The organism is Pseudarthrobacter sp. DSP2-3-2b1 (assembly GCF_049895945.1).
In the GTDB taxonomy this organism is placed as follows: Bacteria; Actinomycetota; Actinomycetes; order Actinomycetales; family Micrococcaceae; genus Arthrobacter.
Genome location: NZ_JAFCTI010000004.1, coordinates 90,603 through 111,391, shown reverse-complemented (window position 1 = coordinate 111,391; position 20,789 = coordinate 90,603). Strand labels below are relative to the sequence as shown.

General features: G+C 65.0%; 24 protein-coding genes. 9 read left to right on the top strand and 15 right to left on the bottom strand.

What is annotated here, in order from left to right; translation table 11 throughout:
* Positions 1-48: 48 nt before the first annotated feature.
* From ACP7AX_RS07055 to ACP7AX_RS07040, 4 genes are all read right to left on the bottom strand, one after another.
* The gene (locus tag ACP7AX_RS07055; protein ID WP_024365679.1) at positions 49-306 is read right to left on the bottom strand and encodes a type B 50S ribosomal protein L31; all 258 of its coding nucleotides are present in this window, start codon (positions 304-306) and stop codon (positions 49-51) included.
* Positions 307-423: 117 nt separating this feature from the next.
* Complete coding sequence (locus tag ACP7AX_RS07050; protein WP_131681416.1) at positions 424-1,233, bottom strand: TrmH family RNA methyltransferase; 810 nt, start codon at positions 1,231-1,233, stop codon at positions 424-426.
* Between the two features lie 7 nt (positions 1,234-1,240).
* Positions 1,241-2,026: a TSUP family transporter gene (locus tag ACP7AX_RS07045; RefSeq protein WP_131681417.1), complete on the bottom strand. Its 786-nt coding sequence runs from the start codon at positions 2,024-2,026 to the stop codon at positions 1,241-1,243.
* Between the two features lie 21 nt (positions 2,027-2,047).
* Entirely contained in the window at positions 2,048-2,833 is a 786-nt protein-coding gene (locus tag ACP7AX_RS07040) for an ATP-binding cassette domain-containing protein (protein ID WP_131681418.1), read from the bottom strand.
* 133 nt (positions 2,834-2,966) lie between these two features.
* Between ACP7AX_RS07040 and serB the strand changes: the two genes are divergently transcribed.
* A complete protein-coding gene (gene serB, locus ACP7AX_RS07035; protein ID WP_426225901.1) occupies positions 2,967-3,860 on the top strand; it encodes a phosphoserine phosphatase SerB in 894 nt (297 codons plus the stop codon).
* Between the two features lie 96 nt (positions 3,861-3,956).
* Here serB and ACP7AX_RS07030 read toward each other — a convergent pair whose 3' ends face one another.
* Positions 3,957-4,709: an SDR family oxidoreductase gene (locus ACP7AX_RS07030; RefSeq protein ID WP_426225900.1), complete on the bottom strand. Its 753-nt coding sequence runs from the start codon at positions 4,707-4,709 to the stop codon at positions 3,957-3,959.
* A 202-nt stretch (positions 4,710-4,911) separates the two neighbouring features.
* Between ACP7AX_RS07030 and ACP7AX_RS07025 the strand changes: the two genes are divergently transcribed.
* Positions 4,912-5,289 carry a DUF5655 domain-containing protein gene (locus ACP7AX_RS07025; protein WP_426225899.1) on the top strand — a complete coding sequence of 126 codons (378 nt, stop codon included), beginning with the start codon at positions 4,912-4,914 and terminating at the stop codon, positions 5,287-5,289.
* Positions 5,290-5,299: 10 nt separating this feature from the next.
* Here ACP7AX_RS07025 and fabG read toward each other — a convergent pair whose 3' ends face one another.
* Positions 5,300-6,025 (bottom strand): 3-oxoacyl-ACP reductase FabG, encoded by a 726-nt coding sequence (gene fabG, locus ACP7AX_RS07020; protein ID WP_131681422.1) that lies wholly within the window; start codon positions 6,023-6,025, stop codon positions 5,300-5,302.
* A gap of 142 nt (positions 6,026-6,167) precedes the next feature.
* Here fabG and ACP7AX_RS07015 point away from each other — a divergent pair, with 142 nt between their 5' ends.
* From ACP7AX_RS07015 to ACP7AX_RS07005, 3 genes are read left to right on the top strand one after another with little or no spacing between them, the layout of a single operon-like run.
* Positions 6,168-6,605, top strand: a complete 438-nt coding sequence (locus ACP7AX_RS07015) for a DUF3099 domain-containing protein (protein ID WP_426225897.1) — start codon at positions 6,168-6,170, stop codon at positions 6,603-6,605.
* The gene (locus ACP7AX_RS07010) at positions 6,602-6,877 is read left to right on the top strand and encodes a hypothetical protein (protein WP_426225896.1); all 276 of its coding nucleotides are present in this window, start codon (positions 6,602-6,604) and stop codon (positions 6,875-6,877) included. The genes ACP7AX_RS07015 and ACP7AX_RS07010 overlap by 4 nt, the downstream gene beginning before the upstream one ends.
* The gene (locus ACP7AX_RS07005; protein ID WP_131681425.1) at positions 6,878-7,762 is read left to right on the top strand and encodes an SURF1 family cytochrome oxidase biogenesis protein; all 885 of its coding nucleotides are present in this window, start codon (positions 6,878-6,880) and stop codon (positions 7,760-7,762) included.
* A 225-nt stretch (positions 7,763-7,987) separates the two neighbouring features.
* Here ACP7AX_RS07005 and ACP7AX_RS07000 read toward each other — a convergent pair whose 3' ends face one another.
* Entirely contained in the window at positions 7,988-9,586 is a 1,599-nt protein-coding gene (locus ACP7AX_RS07000) for an ATP-binding cassette domain-containing protein (RefSeq protein ID WP_131681426.1), read from the bottom strand.
* A 269-nt stretch (positions 9,587-9,855) separates the two neighbouring features.
* Here ACP7AX_RS07000 and ACP7AX_RS06995 point away from each other — a divergent pair, with 269 nt between their 5' ends.
* From ACP7AX_RS06995 to ACP7AX_RS06985, 3 genes are read left to right on the top strand one after another with little or no spacing between them, the layout of a single operon-like run.
* Positions 9,856-10,485, top strand: a complete 630-nt coding sequence (locus ACP7AX_RS06995; RefSeq protein ID WP_426225895.1) for a biotin transporter BioY — start codon at positions 9,856-9,858, stop codon at positions 10,483-10,485.
* A gap of 6 nt (positions 10,486-10,491) precedes the next feature.
* Positions 10,492-11,208: an energy-coupling factor ABC transporter ATP-binding protein gene (locus tag ACP7AX_RS06990; RefSeq protein WP_426225894.1), complete on the top strand. Its 717-nt coding sequence runs from the start codon at positions 10,492-10,494 to the stop codon at positions 11,206-11,208.
* The gene (locus ACP7AX_RS06985) at positions 11,205-11,828 is read left to right on the top strand and encodes an energy-coupling factor transporter transmembrane component T family protein (RefSeq protein WP_426225893.1); all 624 of its coding nucleotides are present in this window, start codon (positions 11,205-11,207) and stop codon (positions 11,826-11,828) included. The genes ACP7AX_RS06990 and ACP7AX_RS06985 overlap by 4 nt, the downstream gene beginning before the upstream one ends.
* A gap of 44 nt (positions 11,829-11,872) precedes the next feature.
* Here the strand turns inward: ACP7AX_RS06985 and ACP7AX_RS06980 are convergent, their stop codons facing one another.
* Both ACP7AX_RS06980 and ACP7AX_RS06975 read right to left on the bottom strand, forming a co-directional pair.
* A complete protein-coding gene (locus tag ACP7AX_RS06980) occupies positions 11,873-13,093 on the bottom strand; it encodes a thiolase family protein (RefSeq protein ID WP_426225892.1) in 1,221 nt (406 codons plus the stop codon).
* Positions 13,062-14,468, bottom strand: coding sequence for a class I adenylate-forming enzyme family protein (locus ACP7AX_RS06975; protein ID WP_426225891.1), 1,407 nt, complete (start codon positions 14,466-14,468; stop codon positions 13,062-13,064). The genes ACP7AX_RS06980 and ACP7AX_RS06975 overlap by 32 nt, the downstream gene beginning before the upstream one ends.
* A gap of 60 nt (positions 14,469-14,528) precedes the next feature.
* Between ACP7AX_RS06975 and ypfJ the strand changes: the two genes are divergently transcribed.
* Positions 14,529-15,413: a KPN_02809 family neutral zinc metallopeptidase gene (gene ypfJ, locus ACP7AX_RS06970; RefSeq protein ID WP_131681432.1), complete on the top strand. Its 885-nt coding sequence runs from the start codon at positions 14,529-14,531 to the stop codon at positions 15,411-15,413.
* A gap of 92 nt (positions 15,414-15,505) precedes the next feature.
* Here ypfJ and ACP7AX_RS06965 read toward each other — a convergent pair whose 3' ends face one another.
* The 6 genes from ACP7AX_RS06965 to ACP7AX_RS06940 form a co-directional block, all read right to left on the bottom strand.
* Positions 15,506-15,838 (bottom strand): metal-sulfur cluster assembly factor, encoded by a 333-nt coding sequence (locus ACP7AX_RS06965; protein ID WP_108599656.1) that lies wholly within the window; start codon positions 15,836-15,838, stop codon positions 15,506-15,508.
* A 12-nt stretch (positions 15,839-15,850) separates the two neighbouring features.
* On the bottom strand, positions 15,851-16,636 hold the full coding sequence (gene sufC, locus ACP7AX_RS06960; RefSeq protein WP_131681433.1) for a Fe-S cluster assembly ATPase SufC: 786 nt from the start codon (positions 16,634-16,636) through the stop codon (positions 15,851-15,853).
* 103 nt (positions 16,637-16,739) lie between these two features.
* Complete coding sequence (locus tag ACP7AX_RS06955) at positions 16,740-17,099, bottom strand: non-heme iron oxygenase ferredoxin subunit (protein ID WP_426225890.1); 360 nt, start codon at positions 17,097-17,099, stop codon at positions 16,740-16,742.
* A gap of 15 nt (positions 17,100-17,114) precedes the next feature.
* On the bottom strand, positions 17,115-18,401 hold the full coding sequence (gene sufD, locus ACP7AX_RS06950; RefSeq protein ID WP_426225889.1) for a Fe-S cluster assembly protein SufD: 1,287 nt from the start codon (positions 18,399-18,401) through the stop codon (positions 17,115-17,117).
* A gap of 2 nt (positions 18,402-18,403) precedes the next feature.
* Positions 18,404-19,867, bottom strand: coding sequence for a Fe-S cluster assembly protein SufB (sufB, locus tag ACP7AX_RS06945; protein ID WP_108599660.1), 1,464 nt, complete (start codon positions 19,865-19,867; stop codon positions 18,404-18,406).
* Positions 19,867-20,709: a helix-turn-helix transcriptional regulator gene (locus ACP7AX_RS06940; protein ID WP_426225888.1), complete on the bottom strand. Its 843-nt coding sequence runs from the start codon at positions 20,707-20,709 to the stop codon at positions 19,867-19,869. Before ACP7AX_RS06940 ends, sufB begins: the two co-directional genes overlap by 1 nt.
* Between the last annotated feature and the right edge of the window lie 80 nt (positions 20,710-20,789).

The window sequence follows — 20,789 nt, the reverse complement described above, 5'->3', positions numbered from 1 at the left end:
GCACCGTTTCCGGTGCGGGCTTTCCAAAGAACCAGGGGGTGAAGTGAATTACTTCTTGCCGCCGAAGCCCTTGAAGCGAGCGTTGAAGCGCTCGACGCGGCCTGCAGAGTCCATGATGCGCTGCTTGCCCGTGTAGAACGGGTGGGACTCGGAGGAGATTTCGACGTCGATAACCGGGTAGGTGTTTCCGTCTTCCCACTCGATGGTCTTCTTGGAAGACACGGTGGACTTGGTCAGGAACTTGACGCCGGAAGCCAGGTCGTTGAAAACAACAGCTTCGTACTTCGGGTGTGTATCAGACTTCATAATTGGACCTTTGTTCGCACAACTGGATTTTGCCAGCTGCCAGGTATGAATGGGATGGCCGCTGCAGAAGGCGCAGTAGAGCCAGCTGTTAATAATAGCCGATCAACGTGGACCCCGCTAACCACGCGGGCGGAGCTCCCAGAACGCGACGGCCGAGGCTGCTGCCACGTTGAGGGAGTCGACGCCGGGGCGCATCGGGATCTTGACGGCGAGGTCGACGGCGGCAAGCGTTTCAGGGCTCATGCCGGCACCTTCGGTACCTAGCACCAGGGCGAGTTTGTCCGGATTCCCTGCAGCGAGTTCGTCGACGTCGACCGCGTCCCCAGTGAGTTCCAGCGCCGCGACAGTGAACCCCTCGCTCTGGAGCAGTGACAGGTCCTGCGGCCAGTTTTCCAGCCTCGCCCAGGGAACCTGGAATACGGTCCCCATGCTGACGCGGACGCTGCGGCGGTACAGCGGATCGCCGCAGCGCGGCGAGATCAGCACAGCGTCGATGTCCAGCGCGGCAGCCGAACGGAAAATCGCGCCCACATTCGTGTGGTCCACGATGTCTTCCAAAACGGCGACCCTGCGGGCACCCGCCAGAAGCTCGTCCAGGGGTACCGGCACCGGCCGCTGCATCGCTGCCATGGCCCCGCGGTGGAGGTGGAATCCGGTGATCTCCTCCAGCAGGGCGGCTGTGCCGATGAACGCCGGGACGTCCGGAAAGGCGGCCAGGACATCCTGCAGGTCCGCCAGCCATTTTTCGGCGAGGAAAAAGGATCTCGGCTGGTGTCCGGCCGCCAGCGCCCGGCGCAGCACGCGGGAGGACTCGGCGATGTACATGCCCTCCGCCGGTTCCCGCAGCTTGCGCAGGTGCACATCGGTCAGCTGGGTGTAGTCGGAGACGCGCGGGTCTGCGGCGGATTCGAGGTAATGGATTGTCACGGGCTGATTATTCCAGCAGGTTGGCGATCATAAAGCCCAGCGCCACCAGGCCCAGGATAAAGATGACGGTCCGCAGCACTGGCGGGGACAGCCGCCGCCCCACCTTCGCACCCAGGAGTCCGCCGATGGTGGAGCTCACCGCGATCAGGAGCACCACCAGCCAGTTGATCCGGTCGAAGGCGAAGATCAGGTACGAGAAGGCTGCAACGAGATTCACGCCCAGGACCAGGATGTTCTTCATGGCGTTGGCGTTCTGGATGGTGCCCGTCAGGAAAATGCCCAGGATGCCGACCAGCAGGATCCCTTGGGCGGCCACGAAATAACCCCCGTAGATCCCCGCAAAGTAGACCAGTACCAGCAGGAGGACACCATGCCTTTTGTCACGTACCGCGTGCTCGGGATTCGCTTCGCGGTCGCGGACCCACGCCTGCAGCCGCGGCTGGAACACCACCATCAGCAGCGCCATAACCAGCAGGACCGGAGCGACGAAGTGGAACACCGTCTCCGGCAGGTTCAGCAGCAGGAATGCGCCGGTGATGCCGCCCAGGAGCGACGCCGGCAGGAGCCTGAGCAGCTGCCTGCCCCTGCCCTTCAGTTCCCGCCGGTATCCCCAGGCGCCCGAGGCGCCGCCGGCCACCAGGCCCATGGCGTTGCTCATGGATGCAACAACGGGTGTGAGGCCGAGGGCGAGGAGGACAGGGAAGGTAACCAGGGTGCCGGAGCCGACGACGGCGTTGATGGTTCCGGCCCACAGGCCGGCGAAAAGCACAAAGATACTGCCGAGAAGATCCAAGGTGATGGTTCGGGCGGCGCTCTAGCGGCGTGCGGCGGCGGTGTACCTGCCGGCGTTCACCGTGACCTCAAGGTCAAGCCCGAAGGTCTCGCTCAGGTTTGCGGCGGTGAGGACCTCATCGATGGGGCCAGCCGCCACAACGTTTGCCTCGCGCAGCAGCATGGCGTGGGTAAAGCCCGGCGGCACTTCTTCAAGGTGGTGGGTGACCAGCACGATGGCCGGAGCGGCTTCGTCCCGGGCGAGCTCGCTGAGGCGGTGGACCAGGTCCTCGCGGCCGCCCAGGTCCAGGCCGGCGCCCGGCTCGTCAAGCAGCAGGAGTTCCGGATCAGTCATCAGTGCCCTGGCAATCTGCACCCGCTTGCGCTCCCCCTCGGAGAGCGAGGCGAAGGGCCGGTTAAGCAGTGGTCCCATGCCCCACTCGTTAAGGAGTGTGAAGGCCCGGCGTTCGTCCGCCTTCTCGTAGCCTTCGCGCCAGCGGCCAGTCACGCCGTAAGCGGCTGTGACCACAACATTCAGGACTTTCTCGTGCTCCGGGATCTGGTTCGCCAGGGCAGCCGAGGACAGCCCGATGCGGGGACGGAGTTCAAACACGTCAACCGCGCCAAGGATTTCCTCCAGAATGCCGGCCATGCCGCTGGTGGGATGCAGCCGGGCAGCAGCAATCTGCAGGAGAGTGGTCTTGCCGGCTCCGTTGGGACCGAGGATCACCCAACGCTCGCCTTCCTTGACCTGCCAATCCACCTTGTTCAGGAGCGTTTTTGCCCCACGGACAACGCTGACGGCGGCCAATTCAAGAACATCACTCATAGGAGTAGACACTAGGACAAAACGGGGGCCGACTGATAACTGATACGCCTGCCCTCCGTCCGCGGCGTCCCGGGTTCGCTGCTTGCAGAGGACGAATTCCGGCGGCACTCCCCCGCTGGCTAAGATTGCAGCCATGACTTCGAACGTGACTGCGGTCAGCTATGGCCTCAAACTGATCCCCGCAGAGCTCGAACAGCTGCGGTCCCTCCTCACCGGAAACGGCGCGGCTCTCCAGGCGGAAACCCAGGCCGGAGACGGCCGTTACGGTGTCCACACCGCAGACCTGGCCTTGCCGGACGCGGCGGCCGCCGGCATCGCTGCACTGCGGCACGCCGTAGCCCAGCACCCTCAGGACGGCATCGACACCGCCATTGTCCCCACCGGACTGCGGACGGCCACCCGCAAATTCCTGATCATGGACGTCGACTCAACACTGATCCAGCAGGAAGTCATCGAACTTCTGGCTGCGTACGCGGGCAAGCGCGAAGAAGTGGCCGCTGTCACTGAAGCCGCCATGCGCGGGGAACTGGACTTCGCCCAGAGCCTGCACGCCCGGGTGGCGGTTCTCGCCGGACTGCCGGCCGACGTCGTCGATTCCGTGCGGGCCGAGGTCAGACTCAGCGAAGGCGCCGCCGAACTGGTGGCCGCGTTCAAGGCCGCAGGCCATGTTGTTGCCGTGGTCTCCGGCGGGTTCAACCAGATTCTGAAGCCCATCGCCGAGAATCTGGGCCTGGATTACTGGATCGCAAATGAGCTGGAGATTGTGGATGGCGCCCTGACCGGGAAGGTGCTGGGGGCAGTCATTGACCGCGCCGCCAAAGAAAAGTACCTCCGCGAGTGGGCCGCAGCCGAAGGAATCCCGTTGGAGCACACCATTGCCGTGGGCGACGGCGCCAACGATCTGGACATGCTCAGTGCTGCCGGGATCGGGGTGGCTTTTAATGCCAAGCCGGCGGTCCGGGCGGTCGCAGATTCGGCCATCAACATGCCCTACCTTGATGCAGTGCGGCACATCGCGGGCGTCTGAAGCCACTCGCCGCCCGTCCTGGTGGCCGCGTTAACGCAAGGAAGGCACTCCACGGTTGATGTTCACCGTGGGGTGCCTTCGCTGTTGACGAAAGGGTTACTTTGCGCTCTTGCCGAAGTAGTCCGAACCGCCGGCGTACTCGGTGTGGCCGGACTCGACGTCGGCGGTGGCCATACCGGCCACTACCTCAGCGAACTCCTCCACGGAGTAGAGCTTGCCGGCTTCGGCGCGGCGGGCCTCGATGGCGCCCGGGTTTGACCGGTCCAGCAGCGTTGCCGTGACGGTTCCCTCGATCATGTCGCCGGACACGACCACCAGGGAGATGCCCTTTTCAGCCAGGTTCGGCAGGAGCGCGCGCAGGGCGTCCTCGCCGGCGCGCTTGCTGCGGGCAACAGGCTCGTACTCGGGCATGGTGGGCACGGAGTTGATGAAGTGGGCCTGGTGGCTGGTCACGAAGACAACCCGGGAGCCCTCCTTCATGAGCGGCACTGCGGCGTTGAGCATGTTGACCTGCGCGTCGCGGTTCAGCTTGAGCGCGTAATCGTCCGCCATGCCGGATTCCATGCCGCCGGAGGCGTTGAGGACCAGGACGTCCAGCGAACCGAAGTTCTCCATGGCGGCGCTGGCCAGAGCCTGGACGCCTTCCTGAGTGGTGAGGTCCGCGCCAACAGCAACGGCACGGCCGCCCGCGGCTTCGATTCCTGCCACCACTTTGTTGGCGCGCGGCGCCTTCTGGCGGTAATTAACCACGACGGCGGCGCCCGCGGAAGCGAGGTTCTTGGCCACTTCTGCGCCGATTCCCCGTGAGGATCCGGTGACGATGGCAGTCTTGTTATCCAGCAGTCCCATGTGTACTCCTTTTGTTCGAAACGTCTAAAAGCCTCTAGGTCTGCAGTCCATCATGCCAGCGCTGTACCCGAATTTGCTTGTGTGACCCCCACAAAGAAGCCCGGGCCGGCTAGTGTCCGGTCCGATTCCGGGTACCCGGCAGAGGTCATGCGGCGTAGGCTCGCCCCATGATGAGCCGCCGGAATCCAGCAGGGCCCCGGCCATGACCGGCACCGCAGGAACCGCCTCCACTCCGGAAGAGCTGTTCAGCAATTCGCCCGAGGGACTTCAGCTCTGCCAGGTTGTCCGGAGCGCGATTCTCAACGCCGGTCCGGCGGTTGAACGCACCACCACCAGCCAGGTGGCCTTCCGGAACAGGCGCGGTTTCGCCTACGTCTGGAATCCCCGGCGGCACCTGAAAACCGAGGTGCCGGCAGTCCTATCCATCGCACTGCCGCGGCGGCTCGAGTCGGCCCGGTTCAAGGAGGTGGTCCAGCCGTCCCCCGGCGTCTGGATGCATCATCTGGAACTGGCCACCGCCAGCGACGTCGATGCCGAAGTGACGGAGTGGCTCCGCGAGGCGTTCGAAGCCGCGTCCTGACGAAGGCCCGTCAGTGACCCATGCCCAGGCCGCCGTCCACCGGGATGATGGCGCCGGAGATGTAGGCTGCCTCGTCGCTGGCGATCCAGCGGACCACGTTCGCCACTTCCGACGCCTCGGCGAACCGGTTGGCCGGAATGCTGGCCAGGTAATCCTTCTGGGTGGCCTCGGGAAGTTCGGCCGTCATATCAGTATTGATGAAGCCGGGGGCCACCACGTTCGCGGTGATGCCGCGCGATCCCAGTTCCCGGGTCAGTGACCGTGCGATGCCCACCAGGCCGGCCTTGGATGCGGAGTAGTTGATCTGGCCGGGTGCCCCGTACTGTCCGGAGACGGAAGAAATCAGCACTACGCGGCCCTTCCGCATCTTGATCATGCCCTTGGAAGCTCGCTTGATAACCCGGAAAGCACCCGTGAGGTTGGTGTCGATGACTGAGGTGAAGTCTTCTTCGCGCATCCGCAGCAGGAGCATGTCCTTGGTGATCCCCGCGTTGGCCACCAGGACCTCCACCGGACCGTGGGCGGCCTCCACCTCGGTGAATGCCGCATCGACGGAGGCTTCGTCGGTGACATCTGCTTTGACGCCGAGGATTCCGGCAGGCAGCTGAGATTCACTCCGGTAGGTCACGGCAACCTTGTCGCCGTTGGCCAGGAACGCCTCGGCGATGGCCAGCCCGATGCCCCGGTTCCCTCCGGTGATCAGGACGCTGCGGGGGGTCTGGGCTGCTTCAGGCATGAGGGGCTCCGTGATTCTGCGGCAGGTGGCACCGCGATGAAAACGCAAGGGATTTTTACTGCCTCCGATCTTAGCCTCCGTTTGGGCGGGCCTGCCGATGGTGAGAGAATTGAGGCAAGCCTTGGAGCGTGATCAGACAGCCGTGACCCTTGAAAACCATGCGGGACATTCCGTGCCCGGAGATCCTGAACGGTTCTCCGGCGATTCCGGGGTGCACAGCATCACGGACGCGTCCGCGGCCCACTCAGAGGACATGCGGCACCGGATGGTGCAGTACTCCCTGGCGATGGGAATCCGCATGGTCTGCCTCGTCCTGATCTTCGTGGTGGACGGCTGGTTCAAGCTCCTCATGGTGGCCGGTGCAGTGTTCCTCCCTTGGATCGCTGTGGTTCTGGCCAACGGGAACGATAAAGCAGAGAGCCACAGCGATTCACTCCTGGACTCCGCCCCGCTCGCGGAACTGGAAAGCACACCCGCGCCTGCGGCTCAGGAGAGCACCGCCACTGCGGTGCTTCAGGGTGAGCTGATAGTTGATGACGACGACGAACCAACGTACGGACAGGAACGGCGCGCTTCATGAACATTTTCGATCTGGCCGGCGGAACAGACAGTGCCGCGCCGGCCATGGGTGCCACGTGCTCCCGGAAGGCCTGCCGCTCGGACGCGTCGTGGCAACTGCTGTGGAACAATCCCAAGATCCATACTCCGGAACGCCGCAAGATCTGGCTTGCCTGTGACGATCACCGTGACTGGCTTGAGGACTACCTGCAGACCCGCGGCCTGTGGAAGGACACCGTGGTGATGGACCGGGGCCAGGAAGCCGGCGGGACCAACGTGGGGCAGGACAGCTGAATGTACCGTTTTCTGTTCTCCAGCAAGTGGCTCGCCTACCTGCTGCTGGCCGCCATTTTCGCCGCCGCGTGCGTCTTCCTGGGCCGTTGGCAGATGGACCGCCGCGCCGAGACCCTCGCTGAAATCAACCGGGTGGTGACCAACTATTCCGCGGCCCCGATCCCCTTCGAGCAGGTCCGGGACGAGTTCTCCGAACTGGACCCGGCCAAGGAATGGACCCAGGTGGAGCTCCGGGGAAGCTACGATGCCGCCGGTCAAAGGATCGTCCGCAACCGTCCGCTGAACGGGCAGCCCGGTTACGAAGTGGTTGTCCCGTTCAAACTTGAGACCGGCGAGACCGTCGTGGTTGACCGGGGCTGGCTCCCCATCGGCAACAAAAACCCGGGCAGCCCGGACTCCATTCCGGCGCCGCCTGCCGGCACCGTGACCGCCGTCGTCCGGCTTAAGCACGGTGAGCCCCAGTTGAACCGGGGTGCCCCGGCTGGCCAGCTCGCGTCCATCGATCTGCCCACCTACGCATCGGAACTGGGTTATCCCGTTCTCACCGGCGCCTACGGGCAGCTCGCGTCCGAGTCGCCGGCCGCGGCCCAGATGCCGTTCCCGTTCCCGAAGCCGGCCACCGAAGAAGGCACGCACCTGTCCTACTCGCTGCAGTGGTTTGCGTTCGGCGTGCTGATGTTTGTCGGCTTCGGCTACGCCGCACGGCAGCAGGCACGGAATGCAGCGATCGACGCCGAAGATGAAGAGGGCGACGAACTCAGTTCCGGCAGCGCCGTCCACTCCGCGGCCGCAGCAGCCCGCCGTCGTCCGCCGGTTGCCCGCAAAAGGAAACACGCCACGGCCGAAGAAGAGGAAGACGCCCTCCTCGACGCCCAGGGTTACTGATCGTTTCGCCTTGGGCTGCGTTCAGGGCCCGTGGCTGGGTGCGCTCCGCAACCTGCGTGATTTACCGCGTGCTCGCTCGTTCCTCGCTTAGACGCACGCTACACAAATCACCCACGCTGCTCCGCTCGTGCCGAGAGGTGCCGTGGACGGAAGTAGCACAAATGACGAGCCAGCAAGCGGCAAATTACGCTGTCGCTGGTGCGAAGGTGACCAGATTGCTGAGGGCTAAGCCAGCGTGATCAGGTCCAGGTAGTCTTCGTTCCAGTGGTCCTCGATGCCGTCCGGCAGCAGCACAACGCGTTCGGGGTTCAACGCTTCGACGGCACCTTCGTCGTGGCTGACCAGGACGACGGCGCCGGTGTAGTTGCTCAGGGCACCGAGGATTTCGGCGCGGCTGGCAGGGTCGAGGTTGTTGGTGGGCTCGTCGAGGAGCAGCACGTTGGCGCTTGAGGCCACGATGGTGGCCAGGGCCAGGCGGGTCTTCTCACCGCCGGAGAGGACACCGGCGGGCTTGTCGACGTCGTCACCGGAGAACAGGAACGAGCCAAGGATGTTGCGGACTTCTGCGTCGTTCATGTCCGGGGCGGAGGAGCGCATGTTCTGCAGGACTGTGCGGTCCACGTCGAGTGTCTCGTGCTCCTGCGCGTAGTAGCCCACCTTCAGGCCGTGGCCGGCCACCACCTCGCCGGTGTCCGGCTTGTCAACGCCTGCGAGCATGCGCAGGAGGGTGGTCTTGCCGGCGCCGTTGAGGCCCAGGATGACCACCTTGGAGCCGCGGTCAATGGCCAGGTCCACGTCGGTGAAGATCTCCAGCGAGCCGTACGACTTGCTGAGCCCGTCCGCAGTGAGCGGGGTCTTGCCGCACGGTGACGGATCCGGGAAGCGCAGGGCTGCCACGCGGTCGGTCGCGCGGACGGCTTCGAGGCCGCCCAGCAGACGTTCGGCGCGTTTGGCCATGTTCTGTGCTGCGACGGCCTTGGTGGCCTTGGCCCGCATTTTGTTGGCCTGATCGATGAGGACCTGGGCTTTCTTCTCCGCGTTGGCGCGCTCACGCTTGCGGGCGCGCTCATCCGTTTCGCGCTGGAGCAGGTAGCGCTTCCAGTTCATGTTGTAGAAGTCGACCTTGGCGCGGTTGGGATCCAGCAGGAACACTTTGTTGACGGTGGCTTCGAGCAGTTCGGTGTCGTGGCTGATCACGATCAGGCCGCCCTGGTGGTTCTTCAGGAACTCGCGGAGCCAGGTGATGGAGTCCGCGTCGAGGTGGTTGGTGGGCTCATCGAGGAGCATCGTTTCGGCGTCCGAGTACAGGATACGGGCGAGTTCCACACGACGGCGCTGGCCGCCGGACAGGGTCTTGAGCGGCTGGTTCAGCAGCCGGTCCGGGAGGGCCAGGTTGGAGCAGATCGCGGCGGCCTCGGCCTCGGCAGCGTAGCCGCCCGCAGCCAGGAACTCGGATTCCAGCCGGTCGTAGCGGTTCATCGCCTTGCGCTGGACCTCGGCGTCCTCGCTGGCCATGTCATCATGGGTCTGCTTGAGATTGTTGACGGCGACGTCCAGGCCGCGGGCGGAGAGGATGCGGTCGCGGGCCAGCTGTTCCATGTCCGGGGTCCGGGGATCCTGCGGCAGGTAACCGATCTCGCCGCTGCGGGTAACCTTGCCGCCGGCGGGCTGGCCTTCGCCGGCGAGCACGCGCGTGAGGGTGGTCTTGCCTGCACCGTTACGGCCCACAAGCCCGATCTTGTCTCCCTTGTCGATGCGGAAACTCACCTGGTCCATAAGGAGCCGGGCACCGGCGCGCAGTTCAAGATCCTGGACAGTAATCACAGCAGGTAAGGCCTTTCACAACAGGGAACGCCACAGCTCAACAGAGGTCCTCTGGAAGAAGCGGGCAGATTGGCCGGACAGAGCGGCCTCATCCAGTCTACCGGCCCTATCCCTGCCCGATAACCGCCGCGGCCGCCGCTTTCCTTGTATCGGGCAATCAACGCTCGGCCGTCCATTTAGTAGAGCCTCTACAAAATGGGCCTTGACGGCGGCCGGTAACGTCAGGATCACCCCATGCTTCCTTTGTTTATTCACGACAGGACCACCCCATGAGCCAGACTGACACCGCCGTCAACGGCACCACCTCCCGCGAACGTTCCCGCTGGAACGCGACCGATCTCGGCCTCATCGCCGTGTTCGCCGCCCTCGTTGCAGGCTCCGCACTGGTGCCCGGCATTGCCGCCAACGTGTTCGGCATACCCATTACGTTCCAGACCCTCGCGGTGATGCTCACCGGCCTGATGCTGGGCCCGGCCAGGGGTTTCGCCGCCGTCGGCCTGTACACACTGCTCGGGCTTGCCGGCCTGCCCATCTTCAGCCAGGGGCGCAGCGGCCTGAGCATCCTGGCCGGCCCGTCGGCCGGCTACATCATCGCTTTCCCGATCGCCGCCGCAGTGGCGGGCTGGCTCGCCGTCGTTGTCATCCGGCGCACCGCAAGGGCCCGCGCCCTGTGGTTCTTCGCCGCTGCCATGGTGACCAGCATCGTTGTGGTGCATACCCTCGGTGTCATCGGGATTGCCGTCAACACCAAAACAGAGCTCGCCCAGGCGTTCCTGGCGGACCTCGTTTTCTATCCCGGAGACGTGATCAAGAACATCCTCGCCGCAGTGATTGCGGTTGCCCTGCACCGCGCATTTCCGGATGTTCTGGTCCGCAGGGTGAAGCGGATCAAGCGCTAAGCAGCCATGGCAACCATCTCCTTCCGGGGCGCGTCGGTGGCCGTCGTCGTCGACAACCACCCCGAACCCAGAACCCTGCTTCAGGACGTCAGTCTCGAACTGACCGAACAGCGGATCGGCGTGATCGGCGCGAACGGGTCCGGCAAATCCACCCTGCTGCGGATGATCAACGGCCTGGTCCAGCCGACGTCCGGCACAGTGCTGGTGGACGGCGCCGATACTGTGGGCGCCGTCCGGGCGGTGCGCCGGCAGGTGGGCTTCGTCTTCACCGATCCCCTCTCGCAGCTCGTGATGCCCACGGGCCGCGAGGACGTTGAACTGTCGCTGCGGCGATCAATCCGCAACGGGCAGGAACGCCGGCGGCTGGCCGAGGCTTCACTGGACCGTTTCGGGCTGCTGCCCCTCGCGGACCAGAGCATTTACGAGCTTTCCGGCGGGGAGCGCCAACTGATGGCCCTCGCCGCCGTCCTGGCGGTGAATCCGTCCGTGCTGGTCCTGGACGAACCGTCAACCCTGCTTGATCTGCGCAACCGGGAGCTCCTCCGACGGACACTCTCGGGACTGGATCAGCAGATCATCATGTCCACCCATGACCTGGACCTGGCACTGGATATGGACCGCGTTCTAGTCATTGAGGCGGGCCGGGTGATGTTCGACGGCGGCCCGGCAGCCGCCGTCGACGCCTACCGGGCAGTGGCCACCCAAGGACTGGCGACCCCGTGAGAGGACATGGTTTCCTGCTGGCCAACTATGTACCGGGAAACTCACTCATCCACCGGACGCCGCTTGGCCTGAAGTTCCTGCTGGTGGTGGGATGCGGGCTGGCATCGTTCCTGGTTGTCGACTGGCTGGCATCGGCGGCGGTCCTGGCGGCCCTGTGCGGGCTTTACCTGCTCACGGGTGCGGGTCCGCGCAGGCTGTTAGGCGCCATCCTGCCCCTGCTGTATGTCCTGCCGGTCATCGGCCTATTCCAGTGGTGGCAGCTCGGCGGTCCCACGGCAGCCCGGATCGTCCTGAACATCCTTGTCTGCATTGTTGCGGCGTCCCTGCTGACCGCGACAACCCCCATGCAGCGGCTGCTGGATGGTGTGGTGTCGCTGGCCAAGCCGTTCCGCCGCTTCGGCGCCGACCCGGAACGCTTTGCCCTGACCATCGCCATCATGCTCCGAAGCATTCCTTACATCGCCGGCGCCTTCGCGGACGTCCGCGACTCCGCCCGTGCCCGCGGCCTGGAACGGAACCCGCGCGCACTGGTGTTGCCCGTGTTCATCACCACCGTGGCATTCGCGCGTCAGACGGGTGAGGCGCTGGCAGCACGGGGACTGGGTGAGGCCGAGGACTGAAGGTCAACTCATCGAGAGGCGACGTCCCGGCGCTAAGAAGGCTCCTAAGCGCCGGGACGTCGCCGTTCGATCTGCTCGTAGCGCAGCAACGCGGCCGTCCCCATGCCGCCGGCGATGCTGATCAGCGCCAGCGCCAGTTGCCCGTCTTCTCCGTTCCGCCGCGCCTGGGCCAAGACCCGGGTCACCAGCACTGCGCCTGACGCACCGTAAGCGTGGCCCAGTGCCAGTGCACCGCCGTCCAGGTTGACCCTGTCCGGCTCAATTCCGAGGTAATCCAGGCATGCGAGGGCCTGCGACGCGAACGCCTCATTAAATTCCACCAGGCCCACTCCGGCCACGGATTGATCTGCAGCCGCCAGCAGGCGTTCGGCGGCAACGGCGGCACCGATGCCCAGCAGCCGAGGCTCCACGCCGGCGGTGTCCGTTGCCAGGACCAGCAGTCCGTCCGCTGCGCCCAGCTCCCGGGCCCTTTCCAGCGAAGTAATCACGACGCCGGACGCTGCGTCCGCGTCAAAGCACGAGTTCCCGGCGGTGACTGTTCCCCCTTCAACAAACGCGGGCGGGAAACGAGACAGGACGGCGGAGTTGAGGCGCGGGCGCGGACCGTCGTCGGTGCTGATGCTTCCCGCCCGGGTTTCCAGCGGAGTGATTTCGCCGGTAAACAAGCCGGCCTTGCCCGCCGCCACGGCCCGTTGGTGGCTGGCGAGTGAAAAGGCGTCCTGCCGGTCCCTGCTGATTTCAAAGCGGGCCGCCACGTTCTCGGCGGCCACGCCCATGTCAGGGTCCCCAAAGCTGTGCGGCACAAACTGTGCGCGGGGGAAAAAGTCAGGTTCGCCGTCGTCAATCCGGTGGGCGCGCAACGGCGCGGTGCTGATGCTCTCCACTCCCCCGGCGAGATAGATCGGGCTGCCGCCGCCGGCCACCAGCCGGGCAGCCAGAGCAATGGCATCCAGCCCTGAGCCGCATTGCCGGTCCACGGTCAGGCCGGGGACGCTGACCGGAAGTCCGGCGTCCAACAGGGAAAGGCGGGCAACATTGCCGCCGCCACCCACAGCATTGCCAATCACCACGTCTGTGATGGCTTCGGCCGGAATGCTGCTTTCGGCGAGCAGGTGCGCCAGGACCGGTGCCAGCAGTTGGTGGGCACGCAGGTCTTTCAGTGCACCGTTCGCGCGTCGGATTGCGGTGCGCCGGGCCGCGATGATCACCGGCTGCCGGTCGGGCGGCAGCTGATCAGCGTTCAAGGTGCCGGGCCCTCCGGTCATGTGAGCCAATCCACTCCAGCAGCATGTTCCGGCTGACTTTGCCGCGGTCGGTGGTGGGGAGTTCGGACAGGGCAAAGTACTGGAGGGGGCGCTTGCCGCGGGGCAGGATGCTTTCGAGCCCGGCCTTGAGCTGGGTGGCAGTGACTCCGCCATGCGACGGGACCACCCCTGCAACAACGCGCTGGCCCCGGAGATCGTCCGGCATTCCGGCAGCCACAGCAGCGGCCACGCCTGGAATTGAGGCCAACGCCAGCTCCACCTCGTGCGGATAAACGTTCTTGCCCGACGTCAGGATCATGTCCGAGCGCCTGCCCAGGATGTGCAGTTCGCCGTCCGCGAGGTAGCCCTGGTCCCCTACGGTGAACCAGCCGTCGAAGGAGCGGAGCGCCTGGCCGTCGTCCCCCCACAGGTAGCCGTTGCTGACCATGCCGCTGCGTACGCAGATGTTGCCGGGCTCGCCGGCGTTCAGCTCAGACCCGTCGTCGTCAAGGATCCTGACCTCCACGCCGGGGAAGGGGTGTCCGATCCCGGTGCCGCCGGCGTCCAGAGGCTCCCCGGCTGCCAGGCCGGCGCCCGAGACAAAACTGAGCTCGGAGGCGCCATAGTATTCGAAGATGGTGGCGTTCGGAGCCCAGCGGCGGGCGGCTTCGAGGGTGCGTGCGTCCAGTTTGGAGCCGGCGCAGATTATTGTTTTGACCCCGGAGGCATCAACGCAGCCCGTCAGCCCACGCTCGCTGAGCAGCCGCAGCATGGTGGGAACGAGCACCAGCCGGGTGACGGCGTCGTGAGTGATGGCGGCGTGGACGTCTCCGACGTCGAAACTCTCCAAGGTCTGGAACTCGGACCCGGCGTAAAGGCACTCGGCAAGGGCGTAGAGGTTGAGGCTGGACGCGAGCGGGCCAGGGGCGAGCGTGACATCGTCCTGGCGGAGGCCGAAGAACTCGATGGAGGCCGCGAAGGAATGCTGCCAGGATCTCCGGGACCTCGTGAAGGCCTTCGGCACGGACGTGGTCCCGGAGGTCAGCCCGATCAGGAATGTCGAGTCCGGTGGCCCGTCTGCCAGCAGATCATCCACGGATACCGGGAACGGCTGCGCTGATTCCGCCAGCCGCTGCAAAATTTCTGCCTGCAGCGCCGCGGGCCAGGTGGGGTCCAGGACTGCGCACTGGCGGCCGCCGGCCACCGCTGCGGCGAACCGGGCCGCGAAGTCAGTGGAGTTAGCTTCCGCGAGGACCGTGATGCCGGCCGAGGCAGGGACGGCGGCTGTGGCGGCGCCGCGGAGGTCAGCCCAGCTGAGCCGCCGGCCCGCCACCACCACGGCGGTGTCGTCGGGGCGTTCATTGGCCCAACGCTGGATCTTATCGAGAAAAGGCATCGTCCCAACTTTACCGGCCGGCCTGGGTTAGGGACCGGCGGTAAAGGCTATTGTGACTTTATGAGCTTCAATGACAACGTCCAGCTGGACCCCTCCCAGGTGCAGGACCGGCGCGGCATGGGCCGTGGCGCCAAGGTCGGCGGCGGGATCGGCGGCGGCCTGATCCTCCTGATCGCAGCACTCCTCGGCGTCAACCCTGCCTTGCTCGAAGGCCTGACCGGCGGGGGCGGCACCGCCGAACAAAGCCAGGGCACAGCGCCCGCCTGTGCCACCGGCGCGGACGCCGACGCACGGCTGGACTGCCGGATCACCGGAACGGTCAACAGCCTGAACGCGTTCTGGCCGGCCTACCTCAAGGACTACGGCGTCGAATACCCGCAGCCGGAAACGGTCATCTTCACCGGGGGGACCAACACAGGCTGCGGTGCGGCCACCAGTGCGGTGGGCCCCTTCTATTGCCCGGCGGACACCACGGCCTACTTCGATCCCGCCTTCTTCCAGGATCTCGTAGACCGGTTCGGTTCCTCCGGCGGTCCGCTGGCCCAGGAATATGTAGTCGCCCATGAGTTCGGCCACCACATCCAGAACGTGCTCGGCTACCTTGGACGCGCCCAGCAGGACCCCCAGGGCCCGGAGTCAGGCGCTGTCCGTGTGGAACTCCAGGCTGACTGCTACGCCGGCCTCTGGACGCGCTACGCCACCACCCAGCCGGACCCCAAAACCGGCCAGCCATACCTCGAGCAGCTGACGCAGCAGGACCTGAATGATGCCCTGTCAGCCGCTTCGGCCGTGGGCGACGACCGGATCCAGGAAGCCGCCACCGGCCAGGTTTCCCCCGAGGCCTGGACGCACGGCTCCAGTGAGCAGCGGCAGAAGTGGTTCTACCTGGGCTACACCTCGGGCGATATCAACCAGTGCGACACTTTCGCGGCCCCCACGCTCTAACCCGACTGATATTACGACGACGGCCGGTTACCTTCGCTGGGAAGGTAACCCGCCCTCCTCGGGATTTCATGAACCCCGGAGGGCGGTGGGGCCTAGATGTTGAAGCCGAGGGCCCGCATCTGGTCCTTGCCGTCATCCGTGATCCGCTCAGGACCCCAAGGCGGCATCCATACCCAGTTCAGGCGCCAATCGTCCACAACGCCATCCAGGGCCTTGCCGACCTGCTCCTCGATGACATCGGTGAGCGGGCAGGCTGCCGTGGTGAGCGTCATGTCGATCAGCAGTGCACCGTCGTCATCGGAGTACTTCAGGCCGTACAGAAGCCCCAGGTCCACGATGTTCACACCGAGTTCGGGGTCGATGACGTCCTTGAGTGCCTCTTCGACATCCTCGAGGCCCGTGCGGGCCGCATTGATTTCGGTCATGGCAAGTCCTTACTAGGCTTGTGAGGCGGCGATGGTGGCTGCGCCGGCGCCAGTGGCGTAACGGTCGTAGCCTTCTTCTTCGAGGCGGTCGGCCAGCTCAGGGCCGCCTTCCTCAACAACCTGGCCGTCAACGAACACGTGAACGAAGTCAGGCTTGATGTAGCGCAGGATGCGGGTGTAGTGCGTGATGAGCAGCGTGCCCATGTTGCCCGACTCGTGGGCGCGGTTCACGCCTTCGGAGACAACCTTCAGGGCATCAACGTCCAGGCCTGAATCGGTCTCGTCCAGGATGGCGAACTTCGGCTTGAAGAGTTCCAGCTGGAGGATCTCCACGCGCTTCTTTTCGCCGCCGGAGAAGCCTTCGTTGACGTTGCGCTGGGCGAAGTCGGCGTCGATGCGCAGCTGCGCCATGGCGTCCTTGACTTCTTTGGTCCAGGTGCGCAGCTTGGGTGCTTCGCCGTCAATGGCCGTCTTGGCGGTGCGCAGGAAGTTGGTCATGGAGACGCCGGGGACCTCCACGGGGTACTGCATGGCCAGGAAAACGCCGGCGCGGGCGCGTTCGTCGACGCTCATGGCGAGGACGTCTTCGCCGTCGAGCGTGATGGTTCCGCTGGTGACCTTGTAGCGCGGGTGGCCGGCAATGGTGGATGCCAGGGTGGATTTGCCCGAACCGTTGGGGCCCATGATGGCGTGGGTCTGACCGGTCTTAATGGTCAGGCTGACGCCCTTCAGGATCTCCTTGGTGCCCTGCTCCGTGTCAATGCTGACGTGCAGGTCCTTGATCTCAAGAGTAGACATAGGTCTTGTTCTCCTCTGCACCATGCCCTCCGGCTATGGTGCGGTCTGTATCTGGAAGTTTGGTTCTGTTGCTGTGTACTGCCGGCTGGCCGGGGTGATGCTGCTAGCTGAAGTTCGGGGCTTCTGCTTCGTTGAGGACGTTCGTGAAATCCACGTACACCTCGTCGCCACGGATCTCCACGGCGAACACCGGAACGGGATCGTAGGCGGGAAGCTGGAGCGGCTCACCGCTGCGCAGGTCGAACTGGGAACCGTGGCCCCAGCATTCGATCATGCATCCTTCAACCTCACCCTCGGACAGTGAGATATCCGCGTGGGAGCAGGTGTCCCCGATGGCGTGGATTTCCCCCATGGAATCCTTGACGATGGCTACCGGATAGTCATCAATCACGATCCGCAGCGCCTGCTTGAGCTGGATTTCGTCCGTCTTGCAGACAAACTCGCCCTTTGGCTGTTCAGTCATCGTGTCCCGTGCCGTCTAGTTGTTCGTCACGGCGAGTTCGCGCTCAACAGCGTCGGTCAGCCGCTCTTCGAGGGCGGGAACCTTGATCTGCTGGATGATCTCGTGCAGGAAGCCACGGACCACCAGGCGGCGGGCAACGTCTTCCGGGATGCCGCGTGCCATCAGGTAGAACAGGTGCTGGTCATCCAGGCGGCCGGTGGCGCTGGCGTGGCCGGCACCCTTAATCAGGCCGGTCTCGATCTCCAGGTTCGGCACTGAGTCCGCGCGCGCACCGTCCGTGAGGAGCAGGTTCCGGTTGGCCTCGTAGCTGTCGGTGCCTTCGGCTTCCTTGCGGATCAGGACGTCGCCCACCCACACGGCATGGGCATTGCGGCCCTGCAGTGCGCCCTTGTACAGGACGTTGGAGGTGCAGTTGGCTACCGCGTGGTCAACGAACAGGCGCTGTTCCAGGTGCTGGCCGGCGTCGGCGAAGTACAGGCCGAACATTTCAGCTTCGCCGCCCGGGGCGGTGAAACGTGCCGACGGCGTGACGCGGACCAGGTCCCCGCCGAGGCTGACGACGACGTGCTTGAGTTTGGCGTCGCGGCCGATCTTTGCCTGCTGGGAGGAGGCGTGGACGGCGTCGTCGTTCCATTCCTGGAGCGAAACGACCGTGAGGTCGGCGCCGTCTTCGACTACAATCTCGATGTTTTCCGACACAACGGCCGAGCCCTGGTGATCAAGGACCACCACGGACTTGGAGAACTTCTGCGCCACGATCACCAGGTGCTGGGCGGCCGCCACAGTGTCCTGGCCCGTAATGAGAACCGTGATCTCGGTCCCGGCTTCAAACTCGGCCGGGATGGTGAGGACGGTGGCTTCGCTGAAGTTCTCCCAGGCGTTGGCGGACACGCGGTCCTCCGGGATGCCCGCGGAGCCGATGCGCTTGTCCTCGCGGGACACGGTCTCCACCGTGACCTGCTCGGGGCCGCTGACGGTGACGGACGGGGCCGCGCCGTTCAGGACATCGCTGTGGAGGCCACGGAGACGTTTGAGCGGGGTGAACCGCCAGTCCTCTTCCAAGCCCGTGAGCGGCTTGAAGTCCGCCAGCTTGTAGGAGGTCAGGCGGCCGGCCCGTGAACTGTCGGGAACGCCCACGCCGCCGCCGTGTGAGTGGCGCTTGACTGCTTCGCCGGCAAGGGGTGCCTTGGAGGCGTTGGCATTGATCGGAGACAGGCTTTCGCCCTCTTCGGTGAAACCGTTGATAAACGGCTGGGCTGAGGGGGCGCCGATGCGCGCCTTTTCAGTAGTGATTTCAGTCATCGTTATCCGACGGACCCTTCCATCTGCAGTTCAATCAGGCGGTTCAGCTCAAGTGCGTACTCCATGGGGAGTTCGCGGGCAATGGGCTCGATGAAGCCGCGGACGATCATCGCCATGGCCTCGTCTTCGCGCATGCCGCGGGACATCAGGTAGAAGAGCTGTTCTTCGCTGACCCGTGAAACGGTTGCTTCGTGACCCATGACCACGTCATCCTCGCGGATGTCGATGTACGGGTAGGTGTCCGAACGGCTGATGGTGTCCACCAGGAGCGCGTCACAGCGGACCGTGTTGGCCGAGTGCTTGGCACCTTCGCGGACCTGGACCAGGCCGCGGTAGGCAGCACGTCCGCCGCCGCGGGCAACTGACTTGGAGATGATGGAGCTCTTGGTGTTCGGAGCGATGTGCACCATCTTCGATCCGGTGTCCTGGTGCTGGCCGGCGCCGGCGAAGGCGATGGACAGGGTCTCACCCTTGGCGTGCTCGCCCACCAGGTAGACGGCCGGGTACTTCATGGTGACCTTGGAGCCGATGTTGCCATCCACCCATTCCATGGTGGCGCCCTCTTCGCAGATGGCACGCTTGGTCACCAGGTTGTACACGTTGGTGGACCAGTTCTGGATGGTGGTGTAGCGGACGCGGGCGCCCTTCTTGACGATGATCTCCACCACGGCCGAGTGCAGCGAGTCCGAGGTGTAGATCGGAGCCGTGCAGCCTTCGATGTAGTGGACGTAGGAGTCCTCGTCCGCGATGATCAGGGTCCGCTCGAACTGGCCCATGTTCTCGGTGTTGATGCGGAAGTACGCCTGCAGCGGGATGTCCACGTGGACGCCCTTGGGAACGTAAACGAAGGATCCGCCGGACCAGACGGCCGTATTCAGGGAGGCGAACTTGTTGTCGCCCACGGGAATGACGGTGCCGAAGTACTCCTGGAAGATCTCCGGGTGCTCGCGCAGCGCGGTGTCGGTGTCCAGGAAGATGACGCCCTGCTGTTCGAGGTCCTCGCGGATCTGGTGGTACACCACCTCGGACTCGTACTGTGCTGCCACACCTGATACCAGGCGGCTGCGCTCGGCTTCCGGAATACCCAGTTTTTCGTAGGTGTTCCGGATGTCCTCGGGCAGGTCCTCCCACGTGGCGGCCTGCTTCTCCGTGGAGCGCACAAAGTACTTGATGTTGTCGAAGTCGATACCCGAGAGGTCTGCACCCCAGGTGGGCATGGGCTTGCGGTCGAAGTACTTCAGGCCCTTGAGGCGAAGATCGAGCATCCATTCGGGTTCGCTCTTTTTGTCCGAGATGTCCCGGACCACTTCGTCATTGATGCCGCGGCGGGCGTTGGCGCCGACGTCGTTCTTGTCGGACCAGCCGTACTCGTACGTGCCGATGCCGTGGAGCTCGGGATTCTTCTCAAGAATCTCGGAGATCACAGTGTCTTCGGCTACCGCTTTCTCTGATAGTTGGTCCGTCATCACGGCCTTTCTTGCTGATGGTTGTTTACTTCAACCAGGCTGGCGGTGGCAGTCCGGGGGATTTTTGATCCTCCGGCGGCCAGCCGGCCTGTAGGTATATGGGTGGTGCAGACGTGCCCGCCGCGCGCCAGCGTTGACAGCCGGCGGACATCGACGCCTACCAGCCTTGCGAACACCTCGGTCTCCACATCGCAGAAGACGGGGAACTGGGCGGCTAGCTGCTGGATGGGGCAGTGCCCCTGGCACAGCTGGACACTGGAAAGAGCCGCAGGCAGCGGGGCCTTGGCCTGGATCTCGGCGGCCGAGGCCACAAACCCGTCCCGGCTCAGTGCCGCTGACAGCGCACGTGCCCTGGCGGTGATGTCCGGGCCGGCCTGCTCGATTTCGGGTGCGTAGCGGGCTTCCATTTCAGCGAATCGGTCGACGGCGAACTGGCGGACCGCTTCGTCGCCCGCCACGGCCTGGAGCTGCTTGAGCGCCAGGCTGGCGATGTCGAGGTAGTCGTTACCCAGGGACGATTGCCCCTGGGAGCTAAGGACGTAGCGGCGGGCGGGCCGGCCTGCGCCGGCCCCGGCCTTCGCCACCCGTTTGACCTCGATGACACCGCGGCGGGAGAGATGGTCAAGGTGGCGGCGGACGGCCGCGGGCGTGAAGCCCAGCAGGTCGCCAAGTTCGGCCGCGCTGACGGGACCGTGTTCCAGGACAGCCCCGAGGACCCGGTCCCGGGTGCGCTCGTCTGCATCCGCCACCGGTACGGCGGCGATGTGGCCGCGCTCAGCGGCGGCGCGTGGCGCCCCGTGCCCGGCAAAAGGCACAGCAGTAGCATTGCTCATGGAATACACAACACAATCATGTCGTAATTTACTCCCCCCTTCCAGTAAGGCGAGGCTGACCTGATGCCGGCCGGTGAAACGGCCGGCTG